General features: G+C 61.1%; 11 protein-coding genes. 5 read left to right on the forward strand and 6 right to left on the reverse strand.

The features are described from left to right. Positions 1 to 87: 87 nt before the first annotated feature. From QRN20_RS18490 to ptsP, 3 genes are read right to left on the reverse strand one after another with little or no spacing between them, the layout of a single operon-like run. Positions 88 to 1830: a PTS fructose-like transporter subunit IIB gene (locus QRN20_RS18490; RefSeq protein ID WP_025996023.1), complete on the reverse strand. Its 1743-nt coding sequence runs from the start codon at positions 1828 to 1830 to the stop codon at positions 88 to 90. A gap of 12 nt (positions 1831 to 1842) precedes the next feature. After that, complete coding sequence (gene pfkB, locus QRN20_RS18495; protein ID WP_285360961.1) at positions 1843 to 2784, reverse strand: 1-phosphofructokinase; 942 nt, start codon at positions 2782 to 2784, stop codon at positions 1843 to 1845. Then, entirely contained in the window at positions 2784 to 5654 is a 2871-nt protein-coding gene (gene ptsP, locus QRN20_RS18500) for a phosphoenolpyruvate--protein phosphotransferase (RefSeq protein WP_029243857.1), read from the reverse strand. Before ptsP ends, pfkB begins: the two co-directional genes overlap by 1 nt. Before the next feature lie 339 nt (positions 5655 to 5993). Here ptsP and cra point away from each other — a divergent pair, with 339 nt between their 5' ends. Both cra and QRN20_RS18510 read left to right on the forward strand, forming a co-directional pair. Then, a complete protein-coding gene (gene cra, locus QRN20_RS18505) occupies positions 5994 to 6989 on the forward strand; it encodes a catabolite repressor/activator (protein WP_029243856.1) in 996 nt (331 codons plus the stop codon). Beyond that, complete coding sequence (locus tag QRN20_RS18510) at positions 6986 to 7774, forward strand: TatD family hydrolase (RefSeq protein WP_122466868.1); 789 nt, start codon at positions 6986 to 6988, stop codon at positions 7772 to 7774. The genes cra and QRN20_RS18510 overlap by 4 nt, the downstream gene beginning before the upstream one ends. Positions 7775 to 7781: 7 nt before the next feature. On the opposite strand, the gene ampE is transcribed toward QRN20_RS18510, so the two are convergent. The 3 genes from ampE to QRN20_RS18525 all read right to left on the reverse strand — a co-directional run bounded on the left by ampE (position 7782) and on the right by QRN20_RS18525 (position 11594). Continuing rightward, on the reverse strand, positions 7782 to 8618 hold the full coding sequence (gene ampE, locus QRN20_RS18515) for a regulatory signaling modulator protein AmpE (protein ID WP_058432318.1): 837 nt from the start codon (positions 8616 to 8618) through the stop codon (positions 7782 to 7784). 15 nt (positions 8619 to 8633) lie between these two features. After that, positions 8634 to 9182: a 1,6-anhydro-N-acetylmuramyl-L-alanine amidase AmpD gene (ampD, locus tag QRN20_RS18520; RefSeq protein WP_029243853.1), complete on the reverse strand. Its 549-nt coding sequence runs from the start codon at positions 9180 to 9182 to the stop codon at positions 8634 to 8636. A 165-nt stretch (positions 9183 to 9347) separates the two neighbouring features. After that, a complete protein-coding gene (locus QRN20_RS18525; RefSeq protein ID WP_122425443.1) occupies positions 9348 to 11594 on the reverse strand; it encodes a DUF1631 domain-containing protein in 2247 nt (748 codons plus the stop codon). Between the two features lie 333 nt (positions 11595 to 11927). Here QRN20_RS18525 and nadC point away from each other — a divergent pair, with 333 nt between their 5' ends. Genes nadC through QRN20_RS18540 form a run of 3 tightly spaced genes read left to right on the forward strand, consistent with a single transcriptional unit; the run spans position 11928 to position 15213 of the window. Then, positions 11928 to 12776 (forward strand): carboxylating nicotinate-nucleotide diphosphorylase, encoded by an 849-nt coding sequence (gene nadC / locus QRN20_RS18530; protein ID WP_004887488.1) that lies wholly within the window; start codon positions 11928 to 11930, stop codon positions 12774 to 12776. A 53-nt stretch (positions 12777 to 12829) separates the two neighbouring features. Next, the gene (locus tag QRN20_RS18535; protein ID WP_285360966.1) at positions 12830 to 13918 is read left to right on the forward strand and encodes an AIM24 family protein; all 1089 of its coding nucleotides are present in this window, start codon (positions 12830 to 12832) and stop codon (positions 13916 to 13918) included. 53 nt (positions 13919 to 13971) lie between these two features. Continuing rightward, entirely contained in the window at positions 13972 to 15213 is a 1242-nt protein-coding gene (locus QRN20_RS18540; RefSeq protein WP_058432315.1) for a VWA domain-containing protein, read from the forward strand. Positions 15214 to 15283 lie beyond the last annotated feature (70 nt).

A 15283-nucleotide genomic window follows, 5' to 3' on the forward strand; every position in this document is an offset into this window, starting at 1 on the left:
TATAACGATGAGTGCTCCGCGTGGGCATGCAGCCCGTGACGCTCTGCGTCACATCAGCAGCGGACGCAGAGCTTCCTGGGCGGGGGGTCAAGCGCTGGCCGGGGCAACTTCCAGTTCGGCCACTTCTGGCCGCTTCAGCACCGCATACACCACGCCCGTCACCACGCTGCCTACCGCGATAGCCAACAGATAAAGCAGCGCATGGTTGATGGCGTTGGGGATGAGCATGACGAACAGGCCGCCGTGCGGGGCCATGAGTTTGCAGCCGAAGTACATCGACAGCGCACCGGTCAGCGCTCCGCCAACGACACTTGCCGGGATCACGCGCAACGGGTCCTTGGCCGCGAACGGAATCGCACCCTCGGAGATGAAGCACAGCCCCAGTACGAACGCCGCCTTGCCTGCCTCGCGCTCGCTCTGGGCGAACTTGCGACGCGCCAGAAGCGTGGCGATGCCCATGCCGATTGGCGGGACCATGCCCGCCGCCATCGCGGTGGCCATCGGCGCGTAGCTCTGCGAAGCCAGCAGGCCGACCGAGAACGCGTAAGACGCCTTGTTGATCGGTCCACCCAGGTCGACACACATCATCGCGCCCAGCACCACACCCAACAGGATGGCGTTGGTGGTGCCCATGCTGTCGAGAAACTGAGTCAGGGCTTCGAGCATGCCTGCAACCGGCTTACCGACCACGTAGATCATCACCAGACCGGTGAACAGGCTCGACAGCAACGGGATGATCAGGATCGGCTTGAGCGCTTCGACACTCGCGGGCAGACGTGCGTAACGATTGATCGCTGCGGCGCTGTAACCGGCCAGAAAGCCTGCCACGATACCGCCAATGAAACCGGCACCCAGTGTGCTCGCCAGCAAACCACCGATCATGCCCGGCGCAAGGCCCGGACGGTCAGCGATGGAGTACGCGATGTAACCGGCCAGCAGCGGCACCATCAGTTTGAATGCTGCCTCACCACCGATCTGCATCAACGCAGCCGCCAGCGTGCCCTGCTCCTTGAACGCAGTGATGCCGAACACGAACGACAGCGCAATCAGCAGACCACCGGCCACGACCATCGGCAGCATGAACGACACACCAGTCAACAGATGCTTGTAGACGCCGGTCTTCTCTTGCCTGGCAGGCGACTTGGCCGCCGTTGCATCGGATTCGACCTGACCTTCTGCCAGCGCTTTCTTAAGCGTGGCGTCGGACTGTTTGAGGGCAATGCCGGTGCCGCAACGATAGATTTTCTTGCCGACAAAACGATCGGTGTTGACCTCGATATCCGCAGCCAGCAACACCACATCGGCGTCGGCGATGGCCTGCGGGCTCAATGGATTGCGTGCGCCAACAGAGCCCTGCGTCTCGACCTGCAGGTCATAGTTCAGACGCTTGGCGGCCTGCTGGATGGCTTCGGCGGCCATGAACGTATGCGCCACCCCGGTCGGGCATGCGGTAATCGCGACGATACGCGGCTGACCACCCGCGCTGCCAGCTGCTTCAGGGGCGGCAGCTTCTTGTGCAACATGGACCTGCGCGTCCTTGTTGGCGCGTTGCAGGAAGCCATCGACATCCTGCAAGGCGTGAGACGGAGAATCCTGAAACAGACGCTTGCCGACAAAACGGCTCAGGTCCACAGGTCCGGTGTTGACGACCAGCACCAGATCGGCGGCCTCGATGTCCTGGGCCGACAGTTGGCGATCCGGCTTGTTGGGGTCGATGATCTCGACGCTGGTTTCCCAGCCCTGACGCATCGCCGCCGCTTCGAGCAATCGTGCACTGAGTACGCTGCTGACCTTGCCGTTCGGGCAGGCCGTTACTATGGCTAACTTCATGACGATCCTCTCTTATTGTTCTGTCAGGTTGCGCACGGAGACGCCGCCTTCGAGCCGCTTGAGTTGTGCGGTGTCGGTGATGCCGAAACCGATCTGGGTAACGGCCATGGCAGCGATCGCCGTGGCGGTGCGCAGTGTCGTGTGAGGTCCATCGCCACTGATCAGGCCATGAACCATGCCCGCCAGCAGTGAGTCGCCCGCACCGACGGTACTGGCGACAGTGACCTTGGGCGGCAGCGAGTGCAGCGCCAGCTTCGGGCTGAACCAGTGCACACCTTCCGAACCTTGGGAAATCACCACGTGCTCGATGCCTTGAGTGTGCAGACGCGCCGCCACTTCGGCCTGAGCGGCGATGGAGATGATCGGCGCGTCCAGCGCGTCGGCCAGTTCTTCCGTGTTGGGTTTGATCAGCCAAGGACCTGCCGCCAGACCGGCACGCAAGGCCAGACCGCTGCTGTCCAGCGCCACTTTAAGACCGAGGTCCTTGAGCATCACCAACAGTCTTTGCAGCCACTCAGGCGTCACGCCACGCGGCAGACTGCCTGCAACGACCACCACATCAAAGTCCGAGGCAATCTGCTGCACGCGGGCGAACAGCGCCTGCTGTGCTTCTTCACTGACCTGCGGGCCGGGGCCGTTCAAGTCGGTGATACGACCGCTGCCTTCGGCCAGCTTGATGTTGCTGCGGGTTTCGCCGGGCACGCGCACGAATTCGTCGACGAAGCCACGACGCTCGAACAACGCTTCGAACGCCTGCTGGTTGTCGACGCCCAGAAAACCGGCGACGGTCAGGTCATGCCCGAGGTCAGCCAATACCTGCGCCACGTTCAGGCCCTTGCCTGCCGCGTGAGTCAGCATCGCATTGCTGCGATTGACCTGGCCCAGTTCGATCTGGCCCAACTGCACCGTCAGGTCGAGCGCCGGGTTCATGGTCAGGGTAAGAATCTTCGCCATTACAAGGCCTCCACAAGCGCACGGACTTCAGCGGCGCTGCCTACTGTGAGCGCATTTTGCGCCAGTTGCCGAGCGCTGCTCAGCGTCAGTTCACGAACACAGGCTTTGACCTCACCAATACTGCGCGCTGAAACGCTCAACTCGTCAACGCCAAGGCCGACCAGTACCGGCACTGCCAGCGGATCTGCCGCCAGCTCACCGCAAACGCCCACCCACTTGCCATTGGCATGCGCGGCGCGCACGGTCATGTCGATCAGTTGCAGCACCGAGGGGTGCAAACCATCAGCCTGGGCCGACAGGGTCGGGTGACCGCGGTCGATGGCCATGGTGTATTGCGTCAGGTCGTTGGTGCCGATGCTGAAGAAATCGACTTCTCTGGCCAGTACCGGCGCGATCAGCGCGGCGGAAGGCACTTCGATCATGATCCCCAGCTGCAGGTCGCTGACCGGAATTTCTTCGCGCAGACGCTGGGTCATGTCCCGCGCCTGACGCCATTCTTCAACAGTGCCGACCATCGGGAACATGATTCGCAGCGGCCCGCTGTTGGCGGCTCGCAGCAAGGCACGAAGCTGGCTTTCCATGACGTCCGGACGCTGCAGGGTCAGACGGATGCCTCGCACGCCGAGGAACGGGTTTTCTTCCTTGTCGATGGGCCAGTACGGCAACGGCTTGTCACCGCCGACATCCAGCGTGCGCACCACCAGCGGACGTCCGCCCAAGTCTTCGAGCACGCGGCGGTATTCGGCTTCCTGTGTGGCTTCGTCCGGTGCCTGCGAGTGGGCCATGAACAGCAATTCGGTGCGCAACAGGCCGACGCCTTCCGCGCCCTGCTCCACCGCAGCCGGTGTGCCGGTGCTGTCGCCGATGTTGGCGAACACTTCAACCGCGTGACCATCGCGAGTCACCGCAGGCTCCATGCGCAGCGCAGCGGCTTCCTTGAGGCGCTGCTCGCGGGCATCACGGTCCTGAATCGCACGCTGCATGGTGGCTTCGTCCGGCGCAACCGTCAGACGGCCGCGCTGGCAGTCAAGCAGTAATGCCGTACCCGGCTTGAGCAGCAGCACCTCTTCGCCAGCACCGACCAGCGCGGGAATACCCAGCGCACGGGCAACGATGGCGCTGTGCGCAGTCGCGCCGCCGCGTGCGGTCAGAATGCCCGCGACTTGCGCCGGGTCCAGACGCGCCACGTCAGACGGGCCGACTTCGTCCATCACCAGAATGTAAGGTTCGTCCGGCGCGGCAATGGTTTCGACGCCACAGATCTGTGCCAGCACGCGACGACCGACATCGCGCAGGTCCGCCGCACGTTCGGCCAACAACGCATCCTGCAATTGTTCCTGCTGAACGGCAGCCGCTTCGATCACGCTCGCCCAGGCAGCAGCGGCGCTTTCGTCCTTGTTCAGGCGCAGTTCGACTTCGCTGGTCAGCTCCGGATCATCCAGCATCTCCTGGTGGGTGATGAAGATTTCGCGGATAGCCTTGGATTTGCTGCGCTGGATCAGGTTTTCGATGTCGCGGCGTACTTCGGCCAGCGCTTTATGCAAGCGCTCGCGCTCAGCGGCGACTGATTCGCCTTGCTGTGGGTATTCGAAAGCCTGCAACACTTGAACGTGCGCCGGGCCCATTGCGATGCCGGGCGAGGCAGGAACAGCCTGCAGCACGCTGCCTGCGGCCGGTGCATTGACGGGCTTGGCAACGACGGCGGCGGCTACGGGCGCCGCCTGGGTTTCGGATACGACCGGAAGCGGCTCGACCTCTTCGCCCAACCCCTGCTCCACGGCTGCGAGCAGCGCAGGCAGCGCGTCGGAAGCGATGGTCGGCTCAGCGATGAATTCCAGCGTCTGACCACGGCGTGCGCCCAGGCTGAGCAACTTGCTCAAGCTCTTGGCCGACACGGCGGTGTCGCCGGTTTCCACGATGCGCACACGAATCTCGCCGTCGAACTCCTTGGCCAGTTGCGCGAGGATCTTCGCAGGACGCGCATGCAAACCATGGGCGTTGGCCAGCTTGATCTGCTCGGTTGGCCACTCGGCGGGCAATTCGCCGCCCAGGGCTTGCAACACCACACGACTGTTGGTGGCATGGCCCAATTCGTGGCCGCGACCTTCGATCAACAAAAGGCACAAGCGCTCAAGCAAGGCCTGGTGGGCCTCACCGAGACTCGCCAGACAGAACAGGCCGGTCAGCGGCTGGCCCAGATAGCGAATCGGTTTGTCGGGAGTAACGAATGCAAGTCCAGGACGCTTGACGGTCTGCTCGCTGTGCAGCCACCACAGCCCATCGCCCAGCGACAGGGCTTCGACCTGCTGCAGCACGGCGGCAAAACCGTTACTCACACAATCGGCCTTGCGCAGCAGGCGGGCACCGCGCCAGACCAGTTCTTCGAAATCGTCAGCCGAGACGCCCAGGCTGATCATTTGGGCGTCGAGCGCCAGTTCCTGAGGTGCGCCTTGCAGCAGTTTGAGCAGGTCTTCGGGCGTTTTGGCCTCACGCAGGGCCTGGCCGAGGTCTTCCTCGCCCAATGCGCGGGTCAGCAGTTGCAGCAGGCGCAAATGCTCGTCGGACTTGGCCGCGATACCGATGGCCAGATAGACCATCTGGCCGTCGCCCCAGTCCACCCCTTCGGGGAACTGCATCAGGCGTACGCCAGTGGTCGAGACAAGGTCGCGGGTTTCAGGGGTGCCGTGCGGGATGGCGATGCCCTGACCGAGAAATGTCGAACCTTGCTGTTCGCGGTTCATCAACCCGGTGAGATAGCCTTCTGCAACCAGACCATCAGCGACCAGGTGGTCGGCAATCAATTCAAGTGCGGCATTTTTATCCACAGCCGACTGGGCCATGGATATTTGCTCCAGAGTGAGTTCGAGCATTGCCTTGACTCCTGTGCAGCGCCAAGGCGCCACCTGATTCTTGTTTTAATGACGATCTACGGGATCGACAGCTTGGGGGGATGAAGTGCTATCCATCGGACATCGCTTTCATCTCGATTGCAGCAGACAATGCGACTGCTGAAACGTTTAATCTACAATTGCCCGGCACGTTACTCGATTCTGTGGATTCATTGAAGCCCAGTCGGTCTGATCCTGTAGGAGAAGTCCCAAAATACTTGCAGTAGTTGGGGTTGTGCCACGGTCTCGTGTAAAGATGACCGTCATACAAAAGTTTTTTCGACTGTCGTAAGCCACGCCAATAACAAAAGGAAATTTGCGGTGAAACTGAGCGATATTGCGCGTCTGGCGGGTGTTTCCGTCACCACGGCCAGTTACGTGATCAACGGCAAGGCTGAACAACAGCGCATCAGCCCCGCCACGGTCGAGCGAGTGCGGGCCGTGGTCGAAGAACATGACTTCCGGCCTAACCCTCAGGCGGCAGGCCTGCGCAGTCGGCACAGCAAGACGCTGGGCTTTATCCTGCCGGACCTGGAAAACCCCAGTTACGCACGCATTGCCAAGCTGCTTGAGCAAGGCGCCCGGGCGTTGGGCTATCAGTTGCTGATCGCCAGTTCCGATGATGATCCCGTCAGCGAGCTGCAATTGCTGCAAGTGTTTCGCGCACGCCGCTGCGATGCGTTGCTGGTCGCCAGTTGCCTGCCGCCCAGTGATGACAGCTATCGCGAACTGCAGCTCAAAGGCCTGCCGATCATCGCCATCGACCGGGAAATGAACCCGGAGTTTTTCTGCTCGGTGGTCAGCGACGACCACGACGCCAGTCTGCAACTGACCCATAGCCTGCTGGAAACCAACCCACGGCATATCGCCCTGCTTGGTGCCCGTCCGGAACTGAGCATCAGTCGCGCCCGTGCGGCCGGTTTCGAACATGCCCTCAATGGTTTCGCCGGAACCACTATCGTGGAGCATGGCGAAGCCTTCAGCAGACAGTGCGGCCAACGTCTGATGACGGAACTGCTGCAGCGTCTCGGGCATTTCCCCGACGCCCTCATCACCACGTCGTATGTGTTGCTGCAGGGTGTGTTCGACGTTCTGCAAAGCCAGACGCTGAATTCGACTTCGCTGCATCTGGGGACCTTTGGTGACACCCAGTTGCTGGACTTCCTGCCGCTGCCGGTCAACGCCATGGCCCAGCAGCATCAGCAAATTGCCGAAACCGCCCTGCAACTTGCGCTGGCGGCCATCCAGAAAAACGAATATCAGCCCGGCGTGCATGCCATCGTGCGCACCTTCAAGCAACGCATTCACAAGGAATGAGTATGGCGCTGATCGACACCCACACCCACCTGGACTTCCCGGACTTCGATGCAGATCGCGCGCAGGTTCTGGACAGGTGTCGGTCGCTGGGCGTTCAGCGCATGGTGGTGCTCGGCGTCTATCAACGCAACTGGCAGCGACTGTGGGACCTGACCCTAAAAAATCCTGCGGTGTACGCAGCGTTCGGTCTGCACCCGGTCTACATCGATGAACACGTGCCCGAGCATCTGACGGAATTGAGTGACTGGCTGACGCGCCTCAAGGGTCATCCGCAACTCTGTGCAGTGGGCGAGATCGGCCTGGACTACTACGTCGAGGGTCTGGACAAGGCGCGACAGCAGCAGGTCTTCGAGGCGCAGCTGGAGCTCGCGGCGGAATTCGATCTACCTGCGTTGCTGCATGTGAGGCGCAGCCACGCCGACGTGATCGCGACACTCAAACGCCACAAGCTCAAACGAAGCGGCATCATTCACGCTTTCGCGGGCAGTCGGGAAGAGGCGCGGGAATACATCAAACAGGGGTTCAAGCTGGGTCTCGGTGGCGCAGCAACCTGGCCGCAGGCGTTACGCATGCACCGGGTCATTGCCGAACTGCCGCTGGACAGCGTGGTGCTGGAAACAGACTCACCGGACATGGCGCCTGCCATGTACCCCAACCAGCGCAACAGTCCCGAGCACTTGCCCGATATCTGCAACGCGCTGGCGGCGTTGATGAACGTCAGCCCGGAGCAGTTGGCACAGGCCAGTACGCGCAACGCGCATGACCTGTTTGGCTGGCCGCTTTAAGACAGGATCAGACCAACAGCGTCCACAGTGCAAAGCCCGCGTACCAGACGATGGCCGCACGGATCAGCAACTCCCAGAGCATGTCGAGACTGTTCACCCCTTCGGCACCCAGCACCGGCGACGGCACTTCGCTGGCCGCGCATCCGATACGCGTAATGAGTTGCGCTGCGCTGATGTTCCAGTTGAGCAGCTCGTGCAGCATCAAGCGGCTGACCGCCACGAAATTACCCACCAGAGCGAAGCTGGCTGCCAGCAGCCTGACCGGCACCCAGTCGAAGGCATGACGCAGTTGCGCGGCCCGCTCGACCAGCGCCGGCGTCGCACCGTGCTCGGCAGCCAGCGCCAGCAGCCGGTACGCCAGCGCCGCCACAGGGCCCAACAGGAAATACCAGAAGATGACCGCGAAGAAGCTCTGATGCGCCTGCCAGAGCATGTAGCTCTGCACGCCCTGCAGCAGTTGCTGGCTGTCATCGGCCTGCACGCCCATGTCCCGCTCGGCGACATGCACGGCCGCCTGAGCGTCGCCGCGTCGGCAGGCATCACGAAAGGGTCCCAACGCAGCAATCAGATCGCCGCGTCCCAGGCTGTAGATCAGCACCAGCAGGTGAATCGGCAGGGCCAGCCAGCCGTAGGCCACCGAGCCCACAACGGTCAGCACCAGTTGCAGCACGATAACCGGCAACAGCACCAACAGGGCCAGGATCAGCCAGGGTCGCGACGTGGTCCGCGGGCCCGATTCAAGTCGCGCCAGCTGCTTCAGAAAAGGACCATCACGCTGCACGCGCTGACGCAGCGCAGAAAACTTCTCTACCAAAACGGCCAGCAGTAACACCAGAAAACTCATTGTTCGCCCCTCACTTCAATCCTGCAAAGCCGCTTGAAATCTGCCCCAGTCAAAACAGGGTCCCGGATCGGTCTTGCGTCCCGGCGCGATATCACTGTGGCCACAAATACGCCCAGGGGTGATGGCGGTATAGGCCCGCCGCAGCTGACGTGTCAGCTTGATCAACGCAGCGTACTGCGCATCGGTGAAGGGCTGATCATCGGTCCCTTCCAGCTCGATCCCGATGGAAAAATCATTGCAGCCTTCACGCCCCTGAAAACTGGACACACCTGCGTGCCAAGCCCGATCAAGGCAAGAGACGAACTGAATCACGTCGCCATCACGTTCAATCAGAAAATGCGCCGAAACCGTCAGATGGGCAATGCCTTCGAAGTAGGGATGCTCGGTGGTGTCCAACTGATTCTGAAAGAAGGCCTGGACCTTACCGGTCTTGAACTCGGCAGGTGGGAGGCTGATGTTGTGGATCACCAGCAACGAGATTTCGCCCTCGGGACGCGAATTGAAGTTGGGCGAGGGGCAGTGCTCAACACCCTGGCACCAGCCACTGGCGCAATCGAGCTGCATGAAAGCTCCTTGAGCAGACACATGAATGACGTCAAGTATGCCCGCGATGGAAATGGATGTGGGGATTGAACAGCAGCCTGTGCCGTAAGAAATGGCTGTTTGGCGTGAAGCGCAAAACCTACGGAGAGACACTGTGCCTGCACGGGGCAGACGCCGTCACAAGAATCAGGCGCCCTTCTTGAGTTTGCGCAGGTTGCTGATCACCGACTCCAGCGCCCGATCGAACAGCAGCGCGTCGTCCAGAACACGGACAGCGCCGCGACGGAACTCGACGGCCAGCCCCACCCGGGTCTTCTCCAGCACCTTCATGCCGGTGCGATTGACGAACACATAACGCCCGCTCGGCTCGACAATCGCGGTCAGTTTGCAGCGCAGCTTATGCTCTTCGTCTTCCTGGATCTCGACCCAGCAACCGACGCGCAGCGTGTCCACCATGCGCAGGCCGGCATCATCCTCGGCCAATTGGACGGCAGGCTCTGCAAGGCCGGCTTCCTCGGGCGCGATGAGGACAATTTCTTCCATGACTTCCATCATGCTCGGCCCTTCGGAGACCGTTCCGGACGGCGAGTCGGTCTGAACGTCAGCGTCCTGCAAGCGGGAAAAATGCTGGAACGCCTGAACATGCAGCGTTTCCAGCTGGCTGAAGAATTCGCTGGTGGCGAATGGATCGAACGCCGCACTGGTCAGCCCGTCACGCAACGCCTTGAGCAGGCCGGGCACCAGATCCAGCAGTTGCTGGCGTGCCTCGGGATCGTCGTGCAACTCGACGCTCCAGATCAGCTCATCCATGGTCGCCAGTCCGGCGTGCCATTCGGCCGAGCCGTCACCGTGCTTGAGGCAGGTCAGCAGCAGCACTTTGCTCCAGGCTTCCTGAAGCAGACGCACCACCGCCTCCGGAAGGGTCTTGCCCAGCAGACGCTGATTCAGCTCCTGCTGCACACGCTGACGGGCCAGCTCCGCTCGCGCCCTCCCTTCCTCGGCATCGCGGGTGCGCTGCTCAAGCAGTTCGCTACGGCGCCGCTCGTCGCTGGTAAACGCGAGAAAGTCAGCCAGCAATTCGGAGAAGATCGCCGTGTCATCGACGAAGTCGTTGAGCAGGCGCTGAACAATCTGTTCAACCCGCAGGTAGAGCGAATCGCGCTGATAATCGTCACGTCCACCCCAGCCGAGCGCCGCAGTGGCAATCTCGTTGAGCAGACGACGGGCAGGATGGCTGCCACGACTGAAGAAACTCTTGTCGAGCACTGCCACCTTGAGCATCGGAATCTGCAGACGTCCGATCAGCGCACGCAGGGACGGCGGCAGGTTGCGATCATCGAGGATGAATTCGAACAGCATGGCGATCAGGTTGATCACATCCTCATCGCCCGAGCCCACGCTGCGGGATTTGCCGCTTCTGACACTGACACGCGTCAGTAACTGCTCCAACTGGTTACGCAGATCGAACTCATCGGTGGTTTCCTGGGACGGCACGTACTGCTGCAAATGAGAAAGCAGGCGCAGCAGGTCCTTGCTGGAGATCGGCCTTACCTCGTCATCGTCGAGCTTGTGACGTGGCGCCAGGCTGCCGCGAACCTGCAGCAGCAATTCTTGCAAGGCCGAAAAGACTTCCTGCACGCCCTTGTCGAGCTTGTCGGCGGCCTGTGCCAGAGCGGGATCGGACAACTCCGAGGCTACCGACCTTGCTGCCGGGCGATCCGAAGAGCGACGCGCAGGCAGGGCTTTCATGTCCGGCAGGATACCCGTGGCGATCAGCAACTGGTTGGCCTCGCCGTACAGGTGGTCCGTGTTGCTCAGCACGTAGCGCTCGAACAGCTTGAGGATGATCAGCTTGACCTTGATCTCGACCCCCAGATTGCGCGCAGCCTCAAGAAAGAGACGGCACAGAACCGCCGGGCCAAGCGGATTGGTTTCATCGGTAACCGGCTGAGTCAACAACGCATTGAGACGTGCCGTGAGCTGACCGAGGGCGAGACTGTCGCGACTCATGACCTTGGCGACCATGGCATCCACCGCTACGGTCTTTTCCAGGTCGTCGTTCTGAACCAGCGCCAGCTTGTCGAAAGAAACTGCAGCAGGAAGAACGGGCTCGGTGATCCGATATTGACCAAGAGACAGGAAGGACTCGTAAAACTTGTCGAGAAAGCCGCGTTCTATGCTTTTGCGCTTGAGACGGAGGTCGCGCATCGCTTCGAAAAAGATGCTCTGCTCGGTGTTGCTCCTGGCGCGGTCGGCCATCTCGAAAAGTGTGTCGTCAGCATTGTCGAACAGCGCCTGCAGCGCTTCCTTGAGTTGCTGTGCGGCCTTGTCACGCACTTGCAGCAACACCACAGGCAGCCGAGCCAGAGGTGCATTCGCCCCCAGCGCAGATGACATTTTGCTCAACGGCACTACTTTCTCGTCGTTCGGCATTACACCCTCTACAGGAAACGACCTGAACCTCGAACAGACCTTGATCTGGAAAAAGATTCCGATGGTCAAACGCCACGTCAAAGCTCTGACGTCAAATACTGGTCGGATTATGTTTCAAACCTGTATCCAACGCCAGCAGTCTCTTTTGCCCACGAAAGGGCGAAGCACCTGAACCGCTATGCGTGGGTAGACCGCGTGTTTTGCGTTACATCGCAAAGCTTTTTACAAAACCGACCAACAGCATGTCTCGACAGGCAGACATCGCGCCTGGCACGGGTGGGTTACACGAGAGCCGTGGCTTATACTCGTTCGACTTTGTGAGTGGAGCCCGCTATGCCGAATTTACGCCTTGCCGCCCTGACCGCCGAAATCGAAGCCAATGTGCGTCGCGCATTGCTTGAGGACGTCGGCAGCGGCGACATCACCGCCCAACTGATCCCGGCAGAGCGACTGGCCAAGGCCACGATCATCTCGCGTGATGCTGCCGTCATTGCCGGGACTGCCTGGGTCGATGCGGTCTTCCGTCAACTGGACCCTCGCGTGGCCGTGCATTGGCAGGTCAGCGACGGCGACCGCGTCAGCCCCGATCAGGCGCTGTTTCATCTGGAAGGCCCGGCCCGCTCGCTGCTGACCGGCGAGCGCAGTGCGCTTAATTTTCTGCAACTGTTGTCAGGCGTCGCTACCCGGGCGCAGTACTTTGCCGACATGGTATCGGGCACCCAGGTCAAGCTGCTCGATACGCGCAAGACCCTGCCCGGCCTGCGTCTGGCGCAAAAATATGCAGTCACCTGTGGCGGCTGCCACAACCACCGCATCGGTCTGTACGATGCGTTCCTGATCAAAGAAAACCACATCGCAGCCTGTGGCGGCATCGCCCAGTCCATTGAAGCCGCCCACAAAATCGCCCCCGGCAAGCCGGTGGAAGTCGAGGTGGAAAGCCTGGCCGAACTCAGGCAGGCACTGGATGCCGGAGCGGACATCATCATGCTCGACGAACTGAGTCTGGAAGACATGCGCGAAGCAGTGCGGCTGAACGCTGGCCGCGCCAAACTCGAAGCCAGCGGCGGTATCAACGACGATACGCTGCGGGTCATTGCCGAGACCGGGGTCGACTACATTTCCATCGGTGCGATGACCAAGGATGTAAAAGCCGTAGACCTGTCCATGCGACTGAGCATCTGACAACCTGCGCTGACGACTTCTCATCACTCATCAGGCCGGAAGGAGCAAACGCCTTGGAAGACTGGTATGTCATGAACGCGGGCAAGCAACTCGGCCCGCTGGATTCAGCGGCCGCACGACTCATCGCTCGCGAATCGCCCGGCGCCTGGTGCTGGAAACCAGGCATGGCGGACTGGAAGCCCATCTATCAGGTCGCCGAAGTACGCGCCATGAAGAAGGATGGTGTCACGCCGTTCCCCGCCCCGACACCGGACATGATCCAGCCAAAGCCTTCGGCGCTGCCTGCACAGGCAACGCCCTCCAGCGTCTCGGCACCGTCACAGGGTGGAGCGCCGCTGAAGCGTCCGTCCTTCACCCCCGATCCGAATGCCTCGGGCGGTTACGGCTCGGGGAGCGCAACCGATGGCGTGGACTTCAAGCTGTACGGCACGGAAACCCAGTTCGTCGAACTGGAACTCGATCGCGGGGAAAGCGCTGTCGCCGAGGCCGGAGCACTGATGTACAAGACCTGCGACGTGCAGATGGAAACCATCTTTGGCGACGGCAGCAACCAGTCATCGGGACTGCTGGGGTCGCTGTTTGGCGCAGGCAAACGCATGCTGACCGGCGAAAGCCTGTTCACCACGGTCTTCTCGCAACAAGGCTCCGGCAAGGGCCGCGTCGCGTTCGCCGCGCCCTACCCCGGCACCATTCTGCCGCTGAACCTGGGCGACTTCGGCGGCAGGCTGATTTGCCAGAAAGATAGCTTTCTGGCCGGTGCCAAGGGTGTCTCCATCGGCATCCAGTTTCAGAAGAAAATCCTCACCGGCCTGTTTGGCGGCGAAGGTTTTGTGCTGCAAAAGCTTGAAGGCGACGGCTGGGTTTTCGTGCACATGGGTGGCACCGTGCGCAAGATCGAACTGGCGGCCGGCGAAGGACTGGATGTGGACACCGGCTGCCTGGCGGCCATGACCAAGACGGTCGATTACGACATCCGCATGGTGGGCGGCGGCATCAAGTCGATGCTGTTCGGCGGCGAAGGCATGTTCTTCGCCAGACTCACCGGACCCGGCACCGTGTGGCTGCAAAGCCTGCCATTCTCGCGTCTGGCCGGGCGCATGCTGGCAGCCGGCCCTGCAGGCGTGGGCAGAAGCGAACGATAACCTCGAACATGTCACCCGGGGCGCATAGGCGCCCTCATCGCCAAGGAAGAAACATGCTTATCTCTCAAGGTCAACGCATCCCTCTTTCCACACTGATTCAAGGCACCGACCTCACGCTGTCCATCGCGATCAAGTCGGCGCATGTCATCGACTACGTGTGTTTCGGGGTCGATACCAACGGCAAGCTGTCGGATGACCGCTACATGATTTTCTTCAATCAACCCGCCAGCCCCTGCAACAGCGTCAGGCAGGTGAATGGCGGCGACTTCCAGCTCGCACTGTCCAGCCTGCCCGCTTCCATCGACCGTCTGGTGTTTACCGCCTCCATCGATGGCGCTGGTGCCATGAGCGACATTCAGGCCAGTCAGTTCAGCATCAGGGAAAACGGCACCGAGGTCGCCCGCTGCGAATTCTCCGGTGCGACCTTTGCCGCCGAGAAGGCGATCATGGTTGCGGACATCTACCGCAAGAACGGCGAGTGGCGCATCGCATCGAACCTGCAGGGATACAACGCCGGGCTCGACGCGCTGGTGGTGCATTTCGGAGGCGAAGTTGCTGAAGCACCTGCACCGGCCCCCGCAGCACCCGCGAAAATTTCTTTGGAAAAGAAGATCGCCGCAGCGGCACCTCAACTGGTGAGCCTAGCCAAGAAAGCGCAGGTCAGCCTGGAAAAAGCCAACCTGACCGAGACCAAGGCGCGAGTCGGTCTGGTGCTGGATGCATCGGGCTCCATGAACCCTCAATACACCCGTGGACACGTTCAGGAAGTGGTGGACCGGTTGATCCCGCTCGCCGTGCACTTCGATGACGACGGCGCGCTGGACTGCTGGGCGTTCGGCGCCAAACCCCAGCAGCTGTCGGCCGTCACGCTGGCCAACTTCAAGGACTTCATCAAGACCGATCACGGCGGATGGAAGAACTGGGAACTGGGCGCTCGCGTCAACGATGAGCCCAAGGCAATGCGCAAGGTCATCGACTACTACAAGCAGTCGGGTGACAAGACACCTATCTATATTCTATTCATCAGTGACGGTGGCGTGCATCAGGATCGCGAGATCAGCAAACTGATGGTCGAAGCCGCCAGACTGCCGATCTTCTGGCAGTTCGTGGGCCTTGGCGGACGCGGCTACGGAATTCTGGAGAAGCTGGACGACATGGACGGTCGAGTGGTCGACAACTGCAACTTCTTCGCCCTCGACAGACTGGACGAAGTGCCGGAAGAAAAGCTGTACGACTTGCTGATGGAAGAATTCCCGGACTGGCTCAAGGCAGCCAAGGGTGCGGGTATTCTGTAACGCCTGACAGAACGCCAATAAAAAACCCCCGCCATCGCTGGCGGGGGTTTTTATTGGGCGCGATGTTCGG

It is taken from the genome of Pseudomonas sp. fls2-241-TYG-175 (assembly GCF_030209155.1).
Classification (GTDB): Bacteria; Pseudomonadota; Gammaproteobacteria; order Pseudomonadales; family Pseudomonadaceae; genus Aquipseudomonas; species Aquipseudomonas viridiflava.